19 protein-coding genes are annotated in these 22848 nt (G+C 39.8%); 6 read left to right on the top strand and 13 right to left on the bottom strand.

Annotation, left to right across the window (positions count from 1 at the left end):
* Positions 1–5 precede the first annotated feature (5 nt).
* Positions 6–779 (bottom strand): hypothetical protein, encoded by a 774-nt coding sequence (locus tag AACZ88_RS00545; RefSeq protein ID WP_339704616.1) that lies wholly within the window; start codon positions 777–779, stop codon positions 6–8.
* Positions 780–1073: 294 nt separating this feature from the next.
* Between AACZ88_RS00545 and AACZ88_RS00540 the strand changes: the two genes are divergently transcribed.
* From AACZ88_RS00540 to AACZ88_RS00525, 4 genes are all read left to right on the top strand, one after another.
* The gene (locus AACZ88_RS00540) at positions 1074–1652 is read left to right on the top strand and encodes a TetR/AcrR family transcriptional regulator (protein ID WP_339704613.1); all 579 of its coding nucleotides are present in this window, start codon (positions 1074–1076) and stop codon (positions 1650–1652) included.
* A gap of 42 nt (positions 1653–1694) precedes the next feature.
* Positions 1695–2327 carry a nitroreductase family protein gene (locus tag AACZ88_RS00535; RefSeq protein ID WP_339704610.1) on the top strand — a complete coding sequence of 211 codons (633 nt, stop codon included), beginning with the start codon at positions 1695–1697 and terminating at the stop codon, positions 2325–2327.
* Between the two features lie 93 nt (positions 2328–2420).
* Positions 2421–3581, top strand: a complete 1161-nt coding sequence (locus AACZ88_RS00530) for an iron-containing alcohol dehydrogenase (protein ID WP_339704607.1) — start codon at positions 2421–2423, stop codon at positions 3579–3581.
* A gap of 25 nt (positions 3582–3606) precedes the next feature.
* The gene (locus AACZ88_RS00525; RefSeq protein ID WP_339704604.1) at positions 3607–4284 is read left to right on the top strand and encodes a type 1 glutamine amidotransferase domain-containing protein; all 678 of its coding nucleotides are present in this window, start codon (positions 3607–3609) and stop codon (positions 4282–4284) included.
* Positions 4285–4365: 81 nt separating this feature from the next.
* Here AACZ88_RS00525 and AACZ88_RS00520 read toward each other — a convergent pair whose 3' ends face one another.
* Genes AACZ88_RS00520 through AACZ88_RS00495 form a run of 6 tightly spaced genes read right to left on the bottom strand, consistent with a single transcriptional unit; the run spans position 4366 to position 10667 of the window.
* Positions 4366–5097, bottom strand: coding sequence for a LytTR family DNA-binding domain-containing protein (locus AACZ88_RS00520; RefSeq protein WP_339704601.1), 732 nt, complete (start codon positions 5095–5097; stop codon positions 4366–4368).
* 2 nt (positions 5098–5099) lie between these two features.
* Complete coding sequence (locus AACZ88_RS00515; protein WP_339704598.1) at positions 5100–6131, bottom strand: histidine kinase; 1032 nt, start codon at positions 6129–6131, stop codon at positions 5100–5102.
* Positions 6132–6137: 6 nt separating this feature from the next.
* Positions 6138–7358, bottom strand: coding sequence for an ABC transporter permease (locus AACZ88_RS00510; RefSeq protein WP_339704595.1), 1221 nt, complete (start codon positions 7356–7358; stop codon positions 6138–6140).
* A 2-nt stretch (positions 7359–7360) separates the two neighbouring features.
* Positions 7361–8104 carry an ABC transporter ATP-binding protein gene (locus tag AACZ88_RS00505; protein ID WP_339704593.1) on the bottom strand — a complete coding sequence of 248 codons (744 nt, stop codon included), beginning with the start codon at positions 8102–8104 and terminating at the stop codon, positions 7361–7363.
* A 5-nt stretch (positions 8105–8109) separates the two neighbouring features.
* Positions 8110–9330, bottom strand: a complete 1221-nt coding sequence (locus AACZ88_RS00500) for an efflux RND transporter periplasmic adaptor subunit (protein WP_339704591.1) — start codon at positions 9328–9330, stop codon at positions 8110–8112.
* Between the two features lie 5 nt (positions 9331–9335).
* Positions 9336–10667, bottom strand: a complete 1332-nt coding sequence (locus AACZ88_RS00495) for a TolC family protein (protein ID WP_339704588.1) — start codon at positions 10665–10667, stop codon at positions 9336–9338.
* 361 nt (positions 10668–11028) lie between these two features.
* Here AACZ88_RS00495 and AACZ88_RS00490 point away from each other — a divergent pair, with 361 nt between their 5' ends.
* Complete coding sequence (locus AACZ88_RS00490; RefSeq protein ID WP_339704585.1) at positions 11029–11796, top strand: DUF481 domain-containing protein; 768 nt, start codon at positions 11029–11031, stop codon at positions 11794–11796.
* 72 nt (positions 11797–11868) lie between these two features.
* On the opposite strand, the gene AACZ88_RS00485 is transcribed toward AACZ88_RS00490, so the two are convergent.
* The 6 genes from AACZ88_RS00485 to AACZ88_RS00460 all read right to left on the bottom strand — a co-directional run bounded on the left by AACZ88_RS00485 (position 11869) and on the right by AACZ88_RS00460 (position 21727).
* Complete coding sequence (locus AACZ88_RS00485) at positions 11869–12444, bottom strand: 2'-5' RNA ligase family protein (protein ID WP_339704582.1); 576 nt, start codon at positions 12442–12444, stop codon at positions 11869–11871.
* A 127-nt stretch (positions 12445–12571) separates the two neighbouring features.
* Positions 12572–14458 carry a heparinase II/III family protein gene (locus AACZ88_RS00480; protein WP_339704579.1) on the bottom strand — a complete coding sequence of 629 codons (1887 nt, stop codon included), beginning with the start codon at positions 14456–14458 and terminating at the stop codon, positions 12572–12574.
* A gap of 95 nt (positions 14459–14553) precedes the next feature.
* On the bottom strand, positions 14554–16329 hold the full coding sequence (locus tag AACZ88_RS00475; RefSeq protein WP_339704576.1) for a RagB/SusD family nutrient uptake outer membrane protein: 1776 nt from the start codon (positions 16327–16329) through the stop codon (positions 14554–14556).
* Positions 16330–16349: 20 nt separating this feature from the next.
* Entirely contained in the window at positions 16350–19583 is a 3234-nt protein-coding gene (locus tag AACZ88_RS00470) for a TonB-dependent receptor (RefSeq protein ID WP_339704573.1), read from the bottom strand.
* Positions 19584–20023: 440 nt separating this feature from the next.
* A complete protein-coding gene (locus tag AACZ88_RS00465; protein ID WP_339704570.1) occupies positions 20024–21061 on the bottom strand; it encodes an LLM class flavin-dependent oxidoreductase in 1038 nt (345 codons plus the stop codon).
* Positions 21062–21169: 108 nt separating this feature from the next.
* On the bottom strand, positions 21170–21727 hold the full coding sequence (locus tag AACZ88_RS00460) for a DUF4251 domain-containing protein (RefSeq protein ID WP_339704567.1): 558 nt from the start codon (positions 21725–21727) through the stop codon (positions 21170–21172).
* A gap of 256 nt (positions 21728–21983) precedes the next feature.
* Between AACZ88_RS00460 and AACZ88_RS00455 the strand changes: the two genes are divergently transcribed.
* Entirely contained in the window at positions 21984–22847 is an 864-nt protein-coding gene (locus tag AACZ88_RS00455) for a sugar phosphate isomerase/epimerase (RefSeq protein WP_339704564.1), read from the top strand.
* Position 22848 lies beyond the last annotated feature (1 nt).

Raw genomic sequence — 22848 nt, 5'->3', positions numbered from 1 at the left:
ATATACTAGTTTTGTTTGGGTTTAAAATCTTCAGCTACTTTTTCAAAAGAAGGCGGTAATTTACCGCTATTGACGATTACCTTAGGCCCTAAGCCTTGTGGAACAAAAGCCTTTTCTTTTGTCAATATAAATTTATCAAATTCAAAACCATCTTCACGCAAACTAAACATAATTTCATGGTCACCAGGGGTTTCAATATCAAGATAAATTTTCCAAGGTTCTCCGCAATGTACCGCTTCGGTGCGCTGTTTGCTTTCCCAGTGCCATTTGTGCTTACCTTCACACCATTGCATACGTTGACCGGAAGCTGGCCAGGTACCATCGAGTCCCACGTGTATACCGTTATCCTCACCTCCAGTACTAAAGGCGCGTACCCAAACATAATACCTTCCGGTATGTTTAAAATTCGCCTTATAATATAAAAGCGCCATCTTACCCGGCTCATTGCTAAAGTTTTCGCCATGAATCAATTTATCGTCATGGGTCACACGTGTATCAGGTAGAACTTCCAAGTATGCATTGTTACTACTCTCAAAAATATGCGGGGCGTCTTCATCACGGCCTACTTTAGGTAGGTTTCCTTTATGGGTCACATACCACTTGCGTTCTTCATCGTGCGTTTGTTTATAGAAATACTCGGCTTCCACAACAAGCAGTCCTTCTATTTCTTGGAAAACAATGGTACTTGAAAGTGGGGCCTCCTGTGCCCTTATTCCCTGTAGGTCTAAGGCAAATCCTAAGCCAATAAACAATGAGGATATAATATATATTCTTTTCATATAGAAGTACTTGAAACTATTTATTTAGAACATTACTCTAATACTATAGTGTATTTTTTAAATATACTTATTTGTTTGGTCTATTTAAAGTCAATTGCTGATTTTAAATTATTTGTTTTTATGTTGGTCTAAATTGTTTTAGACAAGCTTGCTTGCATAAGATATCTGGGGCTTACCCCTGATAAAGTATTGTTAAAAGGGTTATTTAAAAAATGAATGTTCATTCTTTTTTATATGTTTGTATACGAAATGATAGTGTTGACAGCATTCAACGTGGTTTTTTAAAGTGATAATATGCCTAAACTTCAGAAAAGTATTCAAAAACGTGACGCCCTAATAAGGGCTACCATTACTTTGGTCAATAACGATGGTTTTCATGCGGCCCCGATGTCTAAAATTGCCAAAATGGCCAATGTGTCGCCAGCGACCATATATCTATATTTTGAAAATAAACAAGATTTGGTCAACAAGACCTATATCGAGGTAAAGTCAACCTTTACCGCTTATGCTTTTAAGACTTATTCCCCTACACTCTCTGTTACAGAAGGTTTTGAGTTGATTTGGAAACGGATTGCCGATTTTAAACTAAAACAGTGTGAGGAAGCGATGTTTTTAGCACAATGCGATAATACCCCGATAATCGATGAACCCAGCAGGCAAGAAGGTATAAGACACCTACAGCCCTTACTCGATTTATGGAAGCGCGGGAAAGATGAAAGTGTTATCAAACCAATTTCCGATTATTTGCTTTACGCCTACGCCATAAATCCCTTATCTTTTTTAATGGTCGCACAGCAACGCGGAGAGTTTAGCATAGACAAGACACATATTGAAGCGGCATACCAAGCAGCCTGGGATGCGATAAAAGTCTAAAAGAAAATATAAATGTATAAGTACCTAAATAGATAAATAGAAATGGAATTATTAGATAAATTAAATTGGCGTTATGCTGCCAAAGCCATGAACGGTGAAAAAGTAGCACAAGATAAAGTTGACCGAATTATCGAAGCAGCGAGGCTCGCCCCTACTTCTAGTGGATTGCAACCCTTTGAAATTATGGTGGTTACCAATGAAGAGGTAAAGAAGAAAATCAAACCTGTTGCTTGGAACCAATCGGTGATAACAGATTGTTCACATCTTTTAATATTTGCAGCTTGGGATACCTATACCGCTGAACGCATCAATACAATGTTCGACTTGACAAACGATATTAGAGGCTTTAAAAATGAAGGATGGGAAAATTACCGACAAATGTTGTTGGATACATATCCGCAAAGGGATGCCGAAACGAATTTCAACCACGCAGCAAAACAGGCCTATATAGCCTTTTCCCAGGCGATAGCCGCTGCCGCTTTTGAAGGAGTAGACGCCACACCACTAGAAGGATTTGACCCGGCGGCGGTCGACGAAATTTTAGGCTTACGCGAAAAAGGGCTGCGAAGTGCGGTATTGCTACCCTTGGGATATCGAAAAGAGGAAGCGGACTGGCTCGTAAATTTGGTCAAGGTCAGAAAGAGTACTGAAGACCTCGTAACCATGATTGATTAAGATAAGACCTAATTCAAACCATAATAGTTTAGAGGAAGCCGTGGTTAAACCTATAGGGGGGCTTCGAATTGATAACAATAAATACAACTTATAATGAACAATTTTGAATATAAAAATCCGACTAAAATCATATTCGGTAAAAATAGCATCGATAAATTGGCTTCAGAAATTCCTGCCAATGCCAAGGTTTTAATGCTTTACGGAGGTGGAAGCATAAAGAAAAATGGCATTTACGATCAGGTCAAAACCGCTTTGAACGGTGTCGCGGTGCTGGAGTTTGGTGGAATTCCCGCAAACCCCGAATATGATATACTTCTAGAGGCTTTGAAGGTAATCAAAGAAGAAAATATTACTTATTTATTGGCCGTTGGTGGTGGTTCTGTCATTGATGGCACCAAGTTTTTATCGGCTGCGGCCTTATACGAAGGCGACACGCCTTGGGACATTCTTAAAATGAGCATTCGTACTGAAAGGGGAATGCCCTTCGGTACGGTACTTACGCTACCTGCGACAGGCTCTGAAATGAATTCGGGTTCGGTAATCACAAGAAAGGAAACCAAAGAAAAACTGGCCATGGGAGGTCCAGGTTTGTTTCCCGTTTTTTCAATTTTAGACCCAGCCGTGATTACTTCTATTCCTGAGCGCCAATTGGCCAATGGTATTACTGATGCTTTTACCCATGTGCTGGAACAGTATATGACCTATCCCGTTGGTGGACTCTTACAAGACCGTTTCGCTGAAAGCATTTTACAAACACTGATCGAGGTAGCTCCCAAAGTGTTGAAAGACCCTACGGACTATGAGGCTGGGGCAAACTTTATGTGGAGCTGTACCATGGCGTTAAACGGATTGATACAACAAGGTGTTCCTGGTGATTGGGCTATTCATATGATGGGCCACGAATTAACGGCGCTCTTTGGAATTGATCATGCAAGAACTTTGGCAGTTATTGCACCGAGCCACTATAAGTACAATTTTGAAGCTAAAAAGGAGAAGCTGGCCCAATATGCCGAGCGTGTTTGGAATGTAACGGAAGGCAATATCGATGATAAGGCATATGCCGCAATAGCGAAAACCGAAGCTTTTTTCAAAAGTTTGGGCATCGACACCAAATTATCCGATTATACTTCGGAATACGAGGGTACGGCCGAAAATATTGGGCAACGGTTTACCGACCGCGGATGGAAAGGTCTAGGTGAGCACAAAACCCTCACCCCTGCCGATGCGGAGAAGATTGTAAAAATGGCATACTAGCCTTATAAATTAAAAAATCAAAGTGATGAAAATATTATTTGTATTGACCTCCCATGATATATTGGGAGATACCGGTAAGAAAACCGGATTTTGGATCGAAGAGTTTGCCAATCCGTATTATACTTTATTGGATAAAGGAGCCGATATTACCTTGGCTACGCCTAAGGGAGGGGCTGCACCCATTGATCCTAGTAGTGACACACCCGATGCCAGCACAGAGGATACCGAACGGTTCAAAAAAGATGTTGTCGCTCAGGAGAAAATTAAAAATACCAAGGTGTTGACAGCAATCAACGCCAACGATTATGATGCCGTCTTCTACCCCGGTGGTCACGGACCGTTATGGGATTTGGCTAACGATCAAAATTCAATTGCGCTGATCGAAGCTTTTAATAAGCAAGAAAAACCTATTGCTTTTGTATGTCACGCCCCAGCCGCCTTAAAAGGAGTTAAAGATATAAATGGAAACCCATTGGTACAGGGTAAAAAAGTAACCGGGTTTACCAACAGTGAAGAAGCCGCTGTACAACTTACCGAGGTGGTCCCTTTCTTAGTTGAAGACATGCTCAAGGAAAATGGAGGCAGCTATTCCAAAGGATCGGATTGGGGAGCCTATGCCTTACAAGATGGAAACTTAATCACTGGACAAAACCCCGCTTCTTCTGAGTTGGTTGCCAAAAAACTTCTGGCAGCGCTGAATTGAAAAGTAATTCCGGATTATGATGGGAGAAGTGGGTGTCAAAACACCCACTTCTTCTCTTTTGTACCCTTTTTCTGGTATCGATTACATCAAAGAATTCTTGTTTATAAATTCCAAGAACTGGGGTTTATATTGTTCTGAAATCGTTATACGCTGTTTATTGATTACAATCTGGCTACGTTCGACGACCTCTATGTTTTTTAAAGAAACGATAAAAGACCGATGTACCCTCATAAAATCTGATGTTGGGAGTTCTTCCTGCAACAACTTCAAACTCATGATAGTCAAAATGGGTTTGGGGTTGTCTTTTAACCAAATTTTGATATAATCTTTCAGTCCTTCAAAATAAAGAACATCCGATAACCGAATACGAAGTTGTTTGTACTCAGATTTTACAAAAAGAAACTCTTTTTTTTTGGAAACCAAAGTTTCCGTTTTTCCTTTTACCAAGGTAAACCATTCCAAAGCTTTATTTGCGGCAGTTAAAAACTCGGCATAATCAAAAGGTTTTAACAAATAATCCAATGCCTCAACTTTAAAACCCTCGAGGGCATATTGGTCAAAAGCTGTTGTAAAAATCACCCGTGTATGCTTGGGAAGCATCTTGGAAAATTCAAGCCCTGTAAGGTCGGGCATTTGAATATCTAAAAAAAGTACATCAACAGTTTCATTATTAATAAATTGAACTGCCTCAATGGCGCTACTGCATTTTTTTCGCAACGTGAGGTAAGGCGTTTTCTTTACATAACTTTCTACCAAATTAAGTGCCATAGGTTCATCGTCTACGATCATGCAGGTGAGTTGAATAGCTTCCATATTTAAGTTTCAATTTTTAAATGTACCGTATATATCCCCTCTTTGAGCTGCTTTTGGAAGGTATGTTTGTTCGGATATAGTAATTGTAATCGTTTTTCCAAGTTTTGCAATCCGATACCTGATCCGCTTTTATCGTTGTCCTCTTTAGGGAAATTATAGTTTTCGATGTTGAAAATAACTGTTTTATCTTGACATTGCATCTCTAGCGATATCATACTTTCCGCGTTTGCGGAAACCCCGTGCTTAAAGGCATTTTCTATCAGCGATATAAACAATAATGGCGCTATTTTGATACCGGTTTCGTCAGAAGGAAAACTTGTTTCAATTTTTGTTTTGTCGCTAAGACGAAGTTTCATTAAATCGATATACTTTATCATAAAATCGATTTCTTTTGAAAGGGATACCAATTCTGTTTTTGTTTCATACAATAAGTAGCGCATGAGTTTACTTAAACTATGAATGGTCGTTTTTGCCTCTTCCGGGGAAATATCAACCAGAGAATAAATATTATTCAAAGAGTTAAAAAAGAAATGGGGCTGCAACTGGTACCTAAGGTGCTGAAGCTCCGATCGTAATTTTATATTGGCCGCCTCTTTACGTTCCGCTTCCGTTCTGGCCCATCGCTGTGTCGTTTTAATGGCGATAGAAAAAAGCAATGGCGCCATATAGGACAACATCTGTACATAAATCAGCATTTTTAAAGGAGGGCCACTTCTAGTATTATCACGTGGCCTCTTCACTAATTCCTGAAAAAAGCTTTGCTCTATTTGTTCTTTTGACAATAGAAAAACGGCAATGATCAAAAGGTTTATGACAATAAATTGAAGCGTCTTTTTTGCAAATAAAAAGCGATCTATGAATACGAAATAGTTCAAATAAAAAATGATGGCATAAAAGAACAATGGAATCCAAAAATGGGCAATAATCCTATTAATTTCCTGCTCTTGTCCGTAAGACAAGATATAGGGCAAACTAAATAAGACGAACCAGATCAGGAGGTGCGAAAAAAATATTATTTTTTTGTTTTTATGCATAACAAATTATTCATAACGGAGCGCTGTAATCGGGTCTAATGCCGATGCCTTTCGGGCAGGGTACCATCCAAAAAATATACCGGTAATAGCACAAACGGCAAACGATATAATTATGGAATACAGTGCCACACTCGTCGGCCAATGTAAGAATTTTTCAATAAAAAAGGTGGCGCTAAGGCCTAATACAACCCCTAAAATTCCTCCCGTAATACTGATTAAAATAGCTTCAATCAAAAACTGCATGAGAATATCAGACCCTTTTCCGCCGACGGCCATGCGCAAACCAATTTCTTTGGTACGTTCTTTTACCGATACATACATAATGTTCATGATGCCAATCCCTCCTATGAGCAACGAAATACTTGCCACGGCTACCAAAAGTATGGTCAACATTTCACTGGTCGAACTAAAGGTTGAAATTAATTCTTCCATAGAACGAACCGTAAAATCATCTTCTTCATTCTCCAGTAGTTTATGTTCTGAACGTAAAATATCGGTCACTTCCAAAACCGCGTCCGGCGCATCGTCTTCACTAACCGCCGAAGCCATTATTTGATTCAAATAATCTATGGCCAAAATGCGTTTTTGTACTGTGGTATAAGGGGCAATCACAACATCATCTTGATCTTGTCCAAAAGTATTTTCACCTTTTTCCTCTAAAACACCAATCACTTTAAACGGAATATTATTAAAACGAATCATTTGTCCCACGGGATCTTGCCCATCGGGAAATATATTATCTACAACGGTTTGCCCGAGAACCACTACTTTAGAAGCAGATTTTACTTCAGCATCGGTAAACATACTACCGCTTTGTAAGTCGACCACCTTAATTTGTAAATATTCCGGATTAACACCATAAATGGTACTAGGCCAGTTGTTGGCCCCGCTAATTACTTGTCCGCCTCCATTTACTACTGGAGTAACATAACTTAATAAAGTAGCTTTCTCTTTTATCAATTCATAATTTTTAAGGGTAAGTGTCTGTACGTCTCCCCCACTACCTCTTGCCGGCCCCCTGTCATCGGTGCCAGGCCTTATGGTAATCATGTTAGACCCCATACTGGAAATTGTACTTCTAATACTCTCTTTAGAGCCTTCACCAATGGCTAGCATCGCAATTACCGAAGCCACGCCTATGATGATTCCCAACATGGTAAGCAATGTTCTTAACTTATTAAGAACAATTGCTTTATAGGCTATTTTTAATAGGTTTAATATTCTCATAATCAATGGTTTTCTTGAGGCAGTTTTGCCAGTTCGTTTGATGCCGATTGTATATTTTCATTCATGTAATCTTGAATGATATTCCCATCTTTTAACACTATGGTTCTATTGCTGAACATGGCAATATCTGGCTCATGGGTTACAAATGTGATGGTAATGCCCTGCCTATTCAAATCTTGAAACAGCGACATAATTTCATACGATGTTCTTGTGTCTAAGTTTCCCGTTGCCTCATCGGCAAGAATCATCACAGGATTGTTCACCAGAGACCTGGCAATGGCAACACGTTGTTGTTGTCCCCCTGAAAGTTGTGAAGGCGTATGATGTAATCTATCCCCCAGTCCGACCATATTTAAGGCTTTGATAGCACGTTCCCTACGCTCTTCGGTAGAAACTTTACTGTTATACAAAAGTGGCAGCTCTACATTTTCTATGGCAGTGGTTCTGGCTAACAGGTTATAGGATTGAAATATAAATCCGATTTTCTCATTTCTGATGGTCGCCAAATCATTTCTACTAAGGTCCTTCATACTTACACCATCAATCTCATAAGTTCCCGAGGTTGGTTGGTCTAAACAGCCTAAAATATTAAGCATGGTACTCTTGCCTGAACCACTCGACCCCATTATGGTCACAAATTCACCTTCCCGAATCGTAAAGGAGATCCCTTTTAATGCATGAACCGTTTCAGTACCCATGGTAAACTCACGTTTTAGGTCCTCTATTTTTATGATTTCTTTGCTCATGGTCGTTATTTTTTCTTTCCTCCCGGACGTTGTGGCATAAACGGACTTTCATCTTTAGCACCTGATGATGCGGTAGTTTCCGTGTTTTCCGATTTTAAACTGTAAACCAATTTGTCATTTTCGCTAATTCCATCCAAAATTTGTACCTGTACACCGTCACTGGCACCAAGTGTTACCTCTTTTGGAGAAATAGCTCCGTTGGCCTCCAACACCCATACCTTGGTTGCACCATCTTCAGTTGGCCTTGGTCCGTCTTTCGGTCTATCTACACTAATGTTTTGTTGCTCGTTATAGGCCATCATTTCAGGAGGTGTTGGCTTAAAATTGATAGCTTTTGCTTCCACCGATAACACATTTTTTAATTCTAGCGTATAAATTGAAATAGTAGCTGTCAACCCTGGTTTTAGTTTTAAATCAGGATTATCAGCCTTGATGACTACCGTATAGGTGACAACATTTGAAGTTATCGTAGGGTCTAATCTTACTTGGGTAACCACTCCTTCGAACTCTTGACCCTGATAGGCGTCTACCGTAAAACTAACACGTTGTCCGTCTTTTACCTCACCTATATCCGCTTCATCAACATCAGCTTCTACCTGCATTTCCTTTAAGTCTTCCGCAATGGTAAAGAGTGTTGGCGTACTATAACTTGCAGCCACGGTTTGGCCTTCCTCGATAGCTCTGGAAAGCACTACCCCATTAATTGGAGAATAAATATTGGCATATCCCAAGTTTGTTTTGGCCGATTGTAAATCTGATAAGCGCTGTATCACCGTTCCTTTTGCCGTTTCGTAATTATAAACCGCATCGTCAAAATCAGATTTACTGATTACTTGGTTGTCGTACAACGTTTTTTGACGTTCGTAAATGGTTTGTAGATAATTTCGTTGACTAACAGCATTATCATACGAAGCTTGGGCCTGGATTTGAGCTGCTTTAAGATTGGTTTTATCCAATTCCGCTATCAATTGCCCTTCGGTTACCACACTGTTATAATCTACATATATTTTTTCTACAACCCCGGATACTTGTGTACCAACATCCACTTGGTTAGTTGGTTCAATAGTACCCGTTGCCGTAACCATTGTGGTTACGTTTCCTTTTTTTGCCGCAACGGTCTTTGCTTCTATGACCGCGGTGTCGTTACTGCCTATAAAGCTATATGCTACTAAAGCTAATACGATTACAGAAATACCTCCGATTATGATGTTTCTTTTATTTTTCATTTTGATTAAAGTTTAATTTCGTTTCCTTGATAGAATTGTAATAATTGATGGTATAAAATGTTTAAATATTTTGCCTGTAAATAATTCTGTTGTGCGTTGGTGTACGTGTTTTGGCTGATTACCAAATCTGTCGTGCTTAAGTCTCCCAGTTCATACTTTTTCTGGGCTAGGTTGTAAGACTGCTCCGCTGCATCTTCAGAAGCCTCCGCCGCTACCAATTGTTCTTGTGAGGACAATGCGTTTTGGTATGCCGTTTCTACTTTTTTGATAACTTCCTTTTCAACAGTTTGCTTTTGTATCTCAGCCTTTTCAATATTTATGGATGCCGTCTGAACAGCGGCCTTGGTCTGATTTCTATTAAATATTGGAATCGTCAAGCTTAGCCCCAACCTTTGGTTGAAATTGAGATCTAATTGGTCTGAGAAGTCGCTATCGTTAATACTGGTGTAACCGGAACCTAAACTCCCGGTTAGGGCGAGTGTAGGTAAATATCCTCCTTTGGCAATATCTAGTTCTTTTTCGTTTATTAAGATATTGGTCTTGCTGGCTTCAACCTCCGGTAGATACGCCAAGGCATTGGTGTAGATTGCCTCTTTGTTGAGTTCAAGATTTATCAAATCCATATTTTCATCGATGGTTTCGATTTCCAAGGTTTCCAAAGGCGATAATTCTAACAATTGCTTTAAGGTGATGATATTCTGTTCATAATCATTTTTAGCGGCAATGACGTTGTATTTATTGGTTGCGGCCTGACTTTGGGCTTCTGTATAATCGCTCAAAGCAATAGACCCGGCATCAAGTCTAGATTTAGCTCGCAGCACCTCTTTTTCCGAGGCCTTCAAGTTATTTTCCGCTATGGCAATTCCCTCTTTGCTAAAAAGTGCTTGTAAATAGGTTTCCAAAATGCTGATAACGATACTGTTTTTAGCTTCCTCTGCCAATAATCCGCTTTGCTCAAGCAACAATTTGTTCTGTTTGATTTGATTGTTTACCTGGCTTCCTTGGAAGAGCGTCATCGAACTGTTGATGCCTAGATTAGTACTGTGAATTTGGTCGGAAACATAATCACTGGTAATTGGGTCAATAGAAGTACCGCTTGAAAAAGTCTGTGAGGCACTACCGAATAAGTTAGGCAACCTTGCTGATTTTGCCTTGTTATAATCCACTTCGGAAATGCTCGTATTCAAATCGGCATCTTTTACAGTGATATTGTTTTCAATGGCGTACGAAATACAATCTTCTAGCGACCATAATTTTGATGTCGCATTGGTCTCGACTTCTTGGGCAAAAGCCATTTCTACAAATAGAATGCTTGCTATGATAAGATATAGTTTCATTTAATCGGTGTTTTTAATTAACACCTCAAAAGTGGAATTTTATGTCTTTATACTAAAAGGGAATAGAAGTTCTGCCAAATTGACTATACCAAAAGTCAAATTCTATCGATGGATGATTATAAGTTTTGGGAAAAGATCAATCATTATTTCACATAACGGGTCACTCCAATTTATAAGGTCGGATGCTGAAGTAAGTATTCCTTCCTTTTTTTAAGACCACTTTAGAATTAGAAAATTTTTCGGCAAGATGCACAACTTTTCAAATGCAGTGTTCGAAAACCCATATAGCAATGAACACTTCCGATGGTCTGGTAAATTATACGGAATTTGGATACCTTTGCAGCTTTTAAAATAGCTCAAAATGCGCATAAAAAACATTTACGTTCTCATCGTACTTGCTTGTTTTTACCAATATTCAAATAGCCAATTGGTCAATATAGAGTCAAAACGTATGCAACGTGATTCAGTGCGTTTTGCCTTGAAAAGTGATTTGTTATTCGATTATACGGACAATAATGGCAGTTACATTTTGCAAGTCGGATCTAATTTGACGACGCAGCTCAAATCAAAAGATCTTAAAAAGATTTATTTTTTTATCGGCAACTATAACCTTATCAGAAGTAAGGATGAAGATTTCCAAAATTCTTGGTTTCTTCATTTCCGCTATAATCAAAAGCTATCGAACCTCTTTCGATTGGAAGCTTTTTTACAAAACCAGAACAATACCCTGTTAACAATTACGAGCAGGAATTTGATTGGAGCCGGTATCCGTTTGAAATTGATATCCAAAGAAAATACCAAGGCATATTTTGGTAATGCCTATATGTATGAAATAGAAAAAACAGACGATCCATATCAACAATTCTATAATCATAGAAATAGTAGTTATTTATCGATAACCCATGCATTGGAACAGGTTAGACTTGATTTTACGGGCACCGTATATTTTCAACCTTTGTATCGCTATATTGGCAATCATAGGATTCTATGCCAATTGAAGGCTGAAATGCCATTGACCAAGGTGTTAAGTGTTTCGGCACTTTACAATTACTTTTATAGTAGTTTCTCACCCGATTCAGAGAATGATCGTTCATCAAATATAAGTCTAGGCCTTACTTTCACCTTGTAAAAAGCTGGTAAAACTGGTAATTACCAGTATTGAAAAAGTGACTTCCAATCGCCGGAGGCTTGCACAAATAGCCTAGCATTTTGCTAGCGGAACTTCGAATGCGAGTTCATACCGTGATTTTTGATTTCTAGCCACATTTCTACGCAATACCGTTATTTTATCGACCAAGAATTGATGTTCATAGGTTATATCTTTAAAATAATTCCAGCTATGGGAATATTGACTAGCGCTATCACTACGGGCTATAGTGATATGTGGTTCCCGCAATACTTGAGCTAATTTTTTGGGTATATGGAAACGTTGACGTAAAACAGTTGTCAGTAACCGTTGAACGCTTATAATTTTCTCTTTCTCGGTTTTTAGGTATACTAGGCCGTTTTTTTGAAACCCATGAAACCCCCATACGCCCATTTCGAAACCTTTTATTTGGTTCAAATACAAATCGAACTCCCGCTTTAAAATAGATTCACGCGATTCGAGTAGATTGAAATGGCAGAGACTTACATGCGCTTTTGATTGAATGTATCGTGCTCGACCGAACCTTTCATGATATAATCTTTTAAAAAAGGAGACATTGTTAGATATGGCTTCCGAAGGGCTCACAACTACCAAGTATTCGTTAATGTCATTGTCAAATTCAAAAAGCACGATGTTATCGTTTTAAAAGACCTTGATCAAGCGTTTCTGACCAAGGTCTTTTGCATACTAAAAAGATACTATATTTTACCGTGCAATACAATAGGTAGATTGCATAGAATATAGGCCACCCTCAATGTTAATCTCCTGAAAGACGAACCCTAATCGTGGTTTTTCTATCGTTCATAATATACGCCGGAATTCGTAGTTCAATCCGTTTTAGATTTTCGATTTGTCTGTCTAATTCCAATGGTGCGGGGTCTAAGGAAACTACAGATGCCGATATTTCAGGATGGGACAAATTTTCCAATTTTAATTGTTTGCCATCCTGACGTAAAATTGCCCCTCCTTTGACCAGCTCTACATCCGCAACCGTAAGTAGCTGCCAAGTCACCAGCCGCGTAGAGTCGGAAGCCTCTAAAGTGTCTTCAATAAGCAACGATGTAGGACTGTCTTTTACAAATCTACGGCGTGCACTTTTTAATTGTCCTTCAAATGCGGCACTCAGATCAATGGTGGCTTCTGGTTGACTTCCCTCTTTAAAATCGGTAATTACGGCTTTGCCATCAACCACATGATGTTGGTCGTTTATGGTCAATGTACTATGCCCGAAATTGTTTTTGGTTAGAAGCGTCCAACGCTCACACTCCTGACATCTGTCCCAAAGATTAAAGCCGGTCTTTTCAAGATCGTGGTACCGTTGGTTACCTGTATCGATGGACCAACGCACCCCGTTGAGCTCGAATATGAAAGAACCGCCATCCATGTTACCATGATTAACCGTTCCCCTTCCCCCTTTACCTCCAAAATAGTATTGGTGGGGATCGTTAGCTTCCGGCCTGAAAATTACAATCGGATTATCGCCTTCGCCTTTCCAGACCAATGGGGTTTCTTGATCTTCCTTTTCTTTATACTGGGACACCCATACCAATCCGGCACCGGCATTTCTCGCTAATTTACCCATACCTGCGGCGGGTGCTAAAAAACGATCTTCTTCAAAATAGGCTTTATTTCCTGTTTTAGAGGCGAACCAAGCCAAAGTAATATCGCCCTGTGCACTACGTTTATCGCCGCAATCGGCAAAATTATAATACCAACCCGAGGGGGCGTTGCTGAGTACCTTGAAATCGGCGCTTTCCTTTAAGGCCGGAAATTCGGCCAATCCGAAATCCGTTCCAAATGCACTTTCGAACATGGCGGCGGTGAAGACGGTAAAAGAGGTGCCATACGACCAATAGGTAGCACCTTCTGGATAAACACCATCGGGACCATATGAAACTAGGGCCTGAGGCATACTATCTAAAGCCCTACCGATAGTTTTTACAGCCAATTCCGGATTTTTATCAGCTGTGACAATGGAAGCCGCTACCATACCACCATGGCATACTTGATTCCAATTATTGTTACCACCTACCCAACCGGTATTGCCTTTTTCGTTATAGCTGGGCTTGATTCCTTTTTCTATTAGCGCTGTTTTAGCTAGTTCGATGGTACTTGAAGGCAGTGCCTCACCGGCCCAATCAATACCAAAGGCCACGGCCATTGCCATTTCCGCTACATCAAGGTAATGTGAGGGGTTCCAATCGGTGAAATTGCATACCGCTTTCAATTCTTCATCGATTCTTTTTAAAATGATGGGGTCTTTTTCGATGCGATAGACCATCCCTAACATATTCATACGATATAACATTTCCCGTGAGACATGAAGCAATCGTCGACCTTCCAACGCTCTAACCAACAACGGCTCTTTTTGAATTTCAACGGCATTGGCCCGTATCGCCTTGTACAGATTCTGAACCACGGGATCTGATTTCAGTTTCTTTTTAAGGTTTTTTTCGATTTTTGGGTTCAATACGAGTTTTGGACCTGCCTTTTTTAATTTTTTCTGCAGGTACGGTACACTTATCGGATTTTGCAGTTTGGGCACTATTTGTTTAGTCTCCTCTTGTGCCTGGGAAATGTTAACGGTTAATAAACCTAATAGTGGTAGTGACAATAAGAATCGTTGGGCCTTTTTGAAAAGCATGGTATAAGAGTTTAAAAATTAATAGGTATGTTACAAATTTCAAAAAACAAAGCCATCGTATAAGGATGGCTTCGTCTTTTTAAATGATACCTCAGTTACCAACCAGGATTTTGGCCCAGGTCGGGGTTTTGAGAAATTTCGGAAAGTGGAATAGGCCACAAATAATGTTTGTTTTCATCAAACTGGGGACTAGCCCAATCTGATCCACCATAAGGATCAATATAGGTTTTTCCAGATTCTGGATCAACCGCTGTAATTACTGTAGCACCTTCGTATCGTGCTTCTGCCGCGGCATCCCATAATAAACCATAATCTTTCTTCGCTAATTTCGAACCTTGTTTCCAACGTCTAAGATCATCGTAACGGAAACCTTCCATAAACAATTCAACACGACGTTCCCTTCTGATCTCAATTAGTAATGGCGAAACACCATCACCCGTATATCTTGGATCCACAGGAACATTGGTGATATCAAGATGTGGCATGGCTACCCGGTCGCGCAGCGCATTGATGGTCATATCCAAAATATCTTGCGTAATGGTTCCCAATTCAGCCGTAGCTTCTGCATAATTTAACAGTGCTTCGCCCAAACGTAAGGTAATTGCGGGTGTCCATGAAGTGTTATACGACCGATAAGCCGCAGCAACATCATAAACCTTTATAATCTGATAGCCCGTTGCACTTTTTTCTCCACCTACCATACCGGTAACTCGTGGATACGTAAAGTCACCGCTATTACCAAAGTTATAAAACTCCCGATCTTCAGGGTGTAAAATCGTTTGTCGTAACCGAGGATCTCTGTTTACAAAAACATCTTCAATGGTGGCATCTCCGGCATACTGATCAGAAAGTGTTATGGGGTCACCATCAATACACAAGTAGTCTTCCACCATGCTTTTGGTCGCACCACCATTATAACCTCTCCAATATGACATAACATGATTCGTGTATTGTCCTGGATCATATTTTCTCCAAAGTATAACTTCTGGGTTGCCATCAAGGTCTAATTGACGGTGAAAAGCGTTATAATCGTGTTGGGGATCACCGGTACTATACAATGAATATGGACCATTATCTATAAGCTCTTTGGCCGCATTTGCCGCTTCCGTTAACCACATGTCACTATTACTGCCACCATGGTATTTTTGCCACGTGCCTTCAAAAAGACAAATTCTTGACTTCACCAATAAGGCGGCCCAACGATTCAATCGGCCATGGTTACCACCATCGCCCCATGATTCAGGAATGTTTGCTACAGCAAAGTTTAAATCTGCCAGAACGTTGGCCATCACTTCATCTCTAGGCGTTCTCGCACTAAAAAGTGCTTCTGAATCAGTAGAAAGTTCTTCATCCAACCAGGTAATATCACCGAATTTTGATACTTTATCATAGTAGAACCACCCTCTAAATAGACGTGCTTCAGCGCGATATTTGTTTTTAATTTCTTCGGAAACATTGGCAAGGTCATAGTTTTTCAACCCAATATTTAAGGAGCGGACAAAATTCCAACCTTTATAACCATACCATTGGGCACCATCCGGCACTACATGAATACCCGCACGTAAAGAACGATATCGGTCATGTCTGCTGTGCTGCGCCACAATGTTATCGGAGGCTTCGTCTAGATACCAAATGCCATATTTGTGACTATCAAATGAGTCGTCATGACCCATCATAATGGGAACGTTATCATCATTTCTGGCCAAGTCATAAAAGTTGTTGTTATACACCTGTAGGTCACTTTCGGTAGCCCAAAAGGTAGCATCACTGACGCTGTCAAGCGGTACCCTTTCTAAAAAGTCATCGTTGCAACCGAACAAAAAGAGTATCGCCGCAAACCACATTATATTTTTAAATCTATATGTTTTCATAGTAATATATTTTCTTTTGATTAAAACGATACATTGACTCCAAAAGTCATAATTCGTTGTAAATAATATTCTTGGGTCACTGTAAATACCGATTCTGGATCAAGCGGTTTATGCATTTTAGTTGATTCCCATAAGTTCTGTCCTGCCAAATATAATTGCAATTTGCTCATCCCGAGTTTGTCAAGTAAGGTAGATGGCAAATCATAACTTAAGGTGATATTCTTAAGACGTATGTAAGATGCATCTTGAACGTAACGTGATTGGGGTAGAATATTACGCTTATCCGAAGTACCGATCAAAGGCTTTGCAAAATATGCATTCGGGTTATCGGGACTCCATGATTCCGATAGATAATACTTTTCAACAAGATTCGCATTGTTAGGATAAAAGGCATTCCAGTTTCCGTTGCTCGGAAGGTAATCCCTAAATACTCCCTGAAAGAACATGTTCAATGTCCAATTTTTATAACTGACTTCTGGGTTGATTCCAAAGGAGTAGCGCGCGGTCGTATTACCAATTATTTTACGATCTCCCGGATCATCAAGCGTAGAACTACCGCTATCTATTTTGCCGTCGCCATTCAAATCGGCATATTGAATATCACCGGCCGACCAGTTGTTACCAATGGGCGATTGATCCGGTGCTGCTGCCACTTCGGCATCAGTTTGAAAAATACCAACCGTTTCATAACCCCAGATTTCTCCAACTTGTTGGCCCACATAATATTCTGAAAGCGCGCCTGATGGGTTGTCGTATTTAGTGATTTCAGATTGATTATCGGAAAGTGCCAAGTTTAGACCCCATCTTCCATAATCACCAAAGGTGTCGCGCCAATTGACGGATAGTTCCCAACCTTTTGTACGCAAATCAGCGGCATTACTAGCCGGTGCACTGGTACCCAAAAGACCCGGGTAATCTATAGACATTAACATGTCTTTCGTGTCGCGGGTAAAATAATCCGCCGAAATGGCCAATTTATTCTTGAAAAAAGCTAAATCAATACCAACGTTTTTAGATTCTACCGTTTCCCAAGTTAAACTAGGGCTTACCAAACCTCCTGGGCTAACATAGGGTGTTCTGCCCGAGCCTAAAATAAAAGGAGAGGTGTTTGATCCCAAACTTGTTATATAAGGATAATTTCCATATTCCTCTTCTACGGATTGATTCCCCAAAGAACCCCAAGATCCACGAATCTTAAATTGATCTAACCAGCCCGTAGCTCCTTGCATAAAAGGCTCTTCCGATATGTTCCAACCTGCAGAGAATGAAGGGAAGAATCCGAAGCGATCATCGGAAGGGAAACGCGAAGTACCATCATAACGGCCATTCGCTTCAAATAAATACCGGTCTTTATAAATATAGTTGAAACGATAGAAAGCACCTCTTAATGAGAAAGCCGATTCGTTGCCACCTGTGGTTTGCGCTCCGGTAGTCGCGCTGATGTTATTGATCAAAGGTGTTATCAAGGTTTGTGCACGGGCAGAGAAATATCTGTTATGACCCCATTCTTGGTTAAAACCGATCATGGCTTTTACTAAATGATCTTTCTCCGTACGATCAGCATTAAACTCATACTCGGCAAAGGCATTAAAAACATAATATTCGTTGCGGTTATTGGACTCTTGTATAAAGTCATTTCCACTTAGACCGTTGGTGATAATGGGATCAGCATTTAAGTCTGTATCGATTACCTCAATTTTACTAGCAACGTCTTTGTCATTTCTATTAACGGAATTGTACGAAAATTCACTTCTAATTTTTAACCCAGTTACAGGTTCGATCGTAGCACCTTGGGTCAACCAAAGATCACCGACAACAAAGGTATCTCGCCCACCATCTTCCAAATACGGTAAAAAGATGTTGCTGCTAAAGTACTTGCCAATGTATTGCTCATAGTCCGCACGGTCTCCCGGGGTCTGATAATACGGCAAATCAGGAAATTCTACGGGCGTAATGGGTAAAACCCTCGCCACGGAATTAATATTCACATCCCAATTATAAAAGTGTGGTTTATCACTATTTTGATTGTTATAAACAATCTTCGAATCAAGATTCAACCAATCATTCACTTGGAAGTCCATCTTCATCAAGATATTGTAACGGTTGTATTTCTCGTTTTTTTCGCTGTTGTTGATATACCCATCTTTTTTCAGATACCCGAAAGAAGCGTAATACGAAGCCTTTTCATTAGCTCCACTTATGCTAAAATCATAGGTTTGCTGTGGTGCGAAATCGGCAATGGCTCGATTGTTATAATCGTTATTACCGTAATATCTAAGATTTCCGTTTACAACATCCCATTCGTTCTCCAAGGTCGGGTTGTTAACGTACCTCAGTGTTCCCGCTACAAATTCGTCATCGTATCTGGGTTGACCACTGGTGTTGATTGTAGCCCTGTTAATATAATTGACGAGGTCATAAGGGTTGGTTACCGGATCGATATGAAATATCGGCTTGGCATACGATTGTTGGGTACTAAAGTTAATACTGGTTTTTCCGATTCTCCCTTTTTTAGTTTCTACCAAAATAACCCCGAAAGCTCCCCTTGCACCATAAACTGCTGCTGCAGAAGCATCTTTAAGTACGGAAATACTTTTAATGTCGTTCGGATTGATTCGTTCCAAATCCATCGGTACCCCATCGACCAAGATTAGGGGGCTACCGCCATTGATTGAGGTAAATCCACGAATGTTGAACTCAGCATTATCTGTTGGATCACCGTTTCGTATCGAAATATTTAGATTGGGTATAACCCCCTGTAATCCTTGTCCTGCCGAAGTAATGGGCCTGTTCTCGAGACGCTCTGCGTCGGCAATACCCACTGAACCTGTCAAGTTCTTCTTTTTCTGGGTACCATAACCGACCACTACTACTTCGTCTAGTTTGGCTGCGTCAATAGCAAGACTTGCGTTCACCGTCGATTGTCCCCCAACAGCAACTTCTGTTGTGGTATACCCGATATAGCTAAATACCAATGTGGCATCGGAAGCAACTTCTATAGAATAGTTACCGTCAAAATCGGTGACGGAACCTATTGATGTTCCTTTTACGACCACACTGGCTCCCGGGAGCGGAATACCATCTTCATCGGTGACCGTACCATTTACAATCGATTGTATTTTTTCGTTAAGAGCATTTGGCTCGTTTAATTTTGCATGGGCTGCCGTTGGTGGCATGCCCATAGAAAACAGCATAACGGGCAATAAGAAGCCCGTCGCCTTTGGCATCAGTTTTTGTAAGCGATTTTTCATCATAATAAATTAAGTTAGTTTAAAAAAAATAGTTGAGGTACTCTGGTTGTAATCGTAGTTCAATTTGTTAAAGAAAACTCCTTAAATTCTTAAAACAGGAAAATATCATATTAATAAATAAGCGGTGTAATTTTAAACACCTCTTAATTTATCTTTACAATTGATATTATTTCCCCATAAAAACAACGCAAAAATTATGCATTAACAAATTTTTAACCTTTCGAAGATAGTTATAGATTTCAAATAAAAAAACAAAATATTCTTTTTTTTCTATTTAATCTTGGCCGTTTTACGACCTGTAAAATCCACTATTCCACCATAAATTATGGGGCTTATCGATAAAATGTTATGGTTACACTTAAATTATCTTTTTATTCCGGTTTGTGAGGATATTCTTATCCCTTTATCCCAAAAAAAGAATATTGTTATGGATTAGATATGTTTTATTGAAGTGAAATGGACTGGTGTTCGCTTATATTTTCCTTCATTATTTCAGAAAAAATTTGGAAAGATTTGATTCGCTCATCAGGGTTATAGATATGGGAAACAGCCATAATTTCATTAACCCCTGTTTCTTGTAAAAAAGACACCGTTTTTTGACGTACCGTTTCTTTACTTCCTACAAAGGCATATTTTAGCATTCGTTGAAAAGCAGGTTCTTTAGAAATTTGTCGTAGTTGTGGCGTCATATCGATGGGAGCCTTAAGATAATCTAATTTACCGGTCATCACCCCCAACATCAAACGGAGCATAGAAGTCGATATGCGCTCGGCTTCAACATCAGTATCGGCTGCAATTACGTTGATACAACCCATGGTATAAGGAGCTTCTAAATATGTAGAAGGCTCAAAATTGTTATAATAAATATTCAAAGCCTCAAATAAATGGGTAGGTGCAAAATGACTTGCGAAAACATAAGGGAGTCCTTTTCTGGCTGCCAAGTGCGCACTATCAGTACTTGATCCTAATATGTATATCGGTACGTCTACGCCCTCTGCAACCGTAGCCCTGACTTTGGCGTTTCGATTTTCATGGGAAAAATATTGTTGAATTTTCCCAACTTCTTCTGGAAAGTCGTATACGGCCTGCATTCGATCTGGCCGAATTGCCTGTGCCGTGAGTTGATCGGTCCCCGGGGCTCTTCCCAAACCCAAATCAATACGCTTAGGGTATAAGGATCCAAGTGTTCCGAATTGCTCGGCGATGAGCAAGGGCGAATGGTTGGGCAACATAATACCTCCCGATCCTACACGTATACTTCGAGTACCTCCTGCAATATAGCCCATCAATACAGAGGTAGCTGAGCTAGCAATACTAACCATATTGTGATGCTCTGCCAACCAAAACCGAGAATACCCCATTTCTTCAGCCTTCTGCGCCAAATTAAGGCTATCTCTATAGACATCGGTTAGTTTGGCCCCCTCTCCCACTGTGGCTAACTCTAATATGGAATATGGAATTTTTGTATGTTGTTTCGTCATAAGTATGCCCAATTAATTGGAATGACCATTTGGTCGTAAAATGTATTAAAATCTTAATGAAGGCACTACTAAAAAAATCAAAAATTTTGCCCGATAAATAAGTGTTCACTACTTTTTCGAAATTTCAGAGACGTTTCCGCGATAACGTATAGGAAATCGCTGTGAACTAGTAATGTTGACTGTACTTGATAAGTTCGGCATTAGAGTTGCCCGAACTGTAAAGCTTTCTATCTTTCTGTTTATCTTGAAGCTTATTTCGTAACGCTTTGTTTGTTCGTCTTGCTTGATTTCATAATCTTCAGGCACACCTTCGAACTGTATATTGCCACCGTCGCTATCATACCCACCGCCCATTTGTCGTTCACCAAAATAGGGTAAATAGGCTGATACGCTGTCACCTTCTACACGCAAATAATTCGAATTTCCTATTAAGTTGATATGACCTGCGTTGTTTCCAGGGCCCAACAAGCCTGAATTGATAACGTTGTTCATACTAGTAGTACCCATCGGGGAGGCCCAATCGCTTACAATCTCAAATGATTTCGTGGCGACTAAATCATCTAATTGTCGACTTTGCGCCCGAGCTACTGTCTTGTTTGAATGTGACCCACAGGCTAAAAACACCATGGTCATAAACAATAGCAATACGTTTGTTTTCATCATCATTTATTTTTTAATTACCTTTAAGTTAAACATATTCCCAATAACGGCTTTTTAAAATTTTACTAAAGTTTATAAGCCATCTTTTACCAGTATAGGAATAAAGAGAATTTGTTTTGATGTATAGACTAGTAGAAGAAAGTGTTTATTTCAAACATCCGAACAGACCATAAAACCATTCAGACCTTTACATTTCTTACTATAGTCCAATAAGTTTGCAGGTATTCGCTATTTTTGACACTTAACACAATGAAATAATTCGATGTACCATACCATAACAAGATTCGTAATTGCACTGTTTTTTATAGTTGCACCATTTACAGGCGAGGCCCAAAAGAAATTTGGAGGGCTTGCGCTTTATACGGTTCGTGATGATATGGGAACCAATGTCAGGGCTACATTACAAGCCGTATCGGAGGCAAATTATAAGAATATTGAAGCCGCTGGGTATGCAGATGGCAAGTTTTATGATATGGCTCCTTCAGATTTCAAAAAACTGCTGAAAGAACTAGATCTTCGACCAATAAGTTCTCATCAAGCTACGGTTACTTTGGCTAATGCTGACGCCATGATTGCTGATGTTAAAGCCGCTGGATTTAAGTATTTTGTTATTCCGATACCCCCAATGGGACTTTTCAAGTATGATCAAGCCAGTCAATCTATGGGCATGACGGGTGGCGCTGCCAATTTGGCCAACATAATTAATAGTATTGGAAAAAAGTGTAAAGCGGCAGGTTTGAAATTACTATATCATAATCATGATTTTGAATTTAAAAAAGACAAAGAGGGTATTGTACCGATTGACTATTTGTTGGAGCACACAGACCCTAAATTTGTCAATTTTCAAATGGATCTCTACTGGGTAACCAAAGCTGGCGCAGATCCCGTAAAGTATTTTGAAAAATACCCGGGCCGTTTTAAGATATGGCACGTAAAAGATATGGATGATCAAGGCCGATTTGCTCCTGTTGGCAACGGAAACATTGACTTTAAAAGAATTTTATCCCACAAAAAACTGTCGGGAATGAAATATTATATGGTCGAACAAGACAAAACTTTTACGATGCAGCCATTAGAGGCAATTGAAGTTAGCCACAAGGCATTGGGTAAAATTGGCTTCAACTAAT

The sequence above is a fragment of the uncultured Kriegella sp. genome, from assembly GCF_963975415.1.
Classification (GTDB): domain Bacteria; phylum Bacteroidota; class Bacteroidia; order Flavobacteriales; family Flavobacteriaceae; genus Kriegella.
This window is presented reverse-complemented; position numbering and strand designations above follow the sequence as displayed.

Coding starts and splice junctions, on each gene's coding strand:
- AACZ88_RS00540 (WP_339704613.1), top strand. CDS start 1,074: ATGCCTAAACTTCAGAAAAGTATTCAAAAACGTGACGCCCTAATAAGG.
- AACZ88_RS00490 (WP_339704585.1), top strand. CDS start 11,029: ATGCGCATAAAAAACATTTACGTTCTCATCGTACTTGCTTGTTTTTAC.
- AACZ88_RS00545 (WP_339704616.1), bottom strand. CDS start 779: ATGAAAAGAATATATATTATATCCTCATTGTTTATTGGCTTAGGATTT.
- AACZ88_RS00460 (WP_339704567.1), bottom strand. CDS start 21,727: ATGATGATGAAAACAAACGTATTGCTATTGTTTATGACCATGGTGTTT.
- AACZ88_RS00535 (WP_339704610.1), top strand. CDS start 1,695: ATGGAATTATTAGATAAATTAAATTGGCGTTATGCTGCCAAAGCCATG.
- AACZ88_RS00475 (WP_339704576.1), bottom strand. CDS start 16,329: ATGAAAACATATAGATTTAAAAATATAATGTGGTTTGCGGCGATACTC.
- AACZ88_RS00505 (WP_339704593.1), bottom strand. CDS start 8,104: ATGAGCAAAGAAATCATAAAAATAGAGGACCTAAAACGTGAGTTTACC.
- AACZ88_RS00465 (WP_339704570.1), bottom strand. CDS start 21,061: ATGACGAAACAACATACAAAAATTCCATATTCCATATTAGAGTTAGCC.
- AACZ88_RS00500 (WP_339704591.1), bottom strand. CDS start 9,330: ATGAAAAATAAAAGAAACATCATAATCGGAGGTATTTCTGTAATCGTA.
- AACZ88_RS00470 (WP_339704573.1), bottom strand. CDS start 19,583: ATGATGAAAAATCGCTTACAAAAACTGATGCCAAAGGCGACGGGCTTC.
- AACZ88_RS00530 (WP_339704607.1), top strand. CDS start 2,421: ATGAACAATTTTGAATATAAAAATCCGACTAAAATCATATTCGGTAAA.
- AACZ88_RS00455 (WP_339704564.1), top strand. CDS start 21,984: ATGTACCATACCATAACAAGATTCGTAATTGCACTGTTTTTTATAGTT.
- AACZ88_RS00525 (WP_339704604.1), top strand. CDS start 3,607: ATGAAAATATTATTTGTATTGACCTCCCATGATATATTGGGAGATACC.
- AACZ88_RS00480 (WP_339704579.1), bottom strand. CDS start 14,458: ATGCTTTTCAAAAAGGCCCAACGATTCTTATTGTCACTACCACTATTA.
- AACZ88_RS00515 (WP_339704598.1), bottom strand. CDS start 6,131: ATGCATAAAAACAAAAAAATAATATTTTTTTCGCACCTCCTGATCTGG.
- AACZ88_RS00495 (WP_339704588.1), bottom strand. CDS start 10,667: ATGAAACTATATCTTATCATAGCAAGCATTCTATTTGTAGAAATGGCT.
- AACZ88_RS00510 (WP_339704595.1), bottom strand. CDS start 7,358: ATGAGAATATTAAACCTATTAAAAATAGCCTATAAAGCAATTGTTCTT.
- AACZ88_RS00520 (WP_339704601.1), bottom strand. CDS start 5,097: ATGGAAGCTATTCAACTCACCTGCATGATCGTAGACGATGAACCTATG.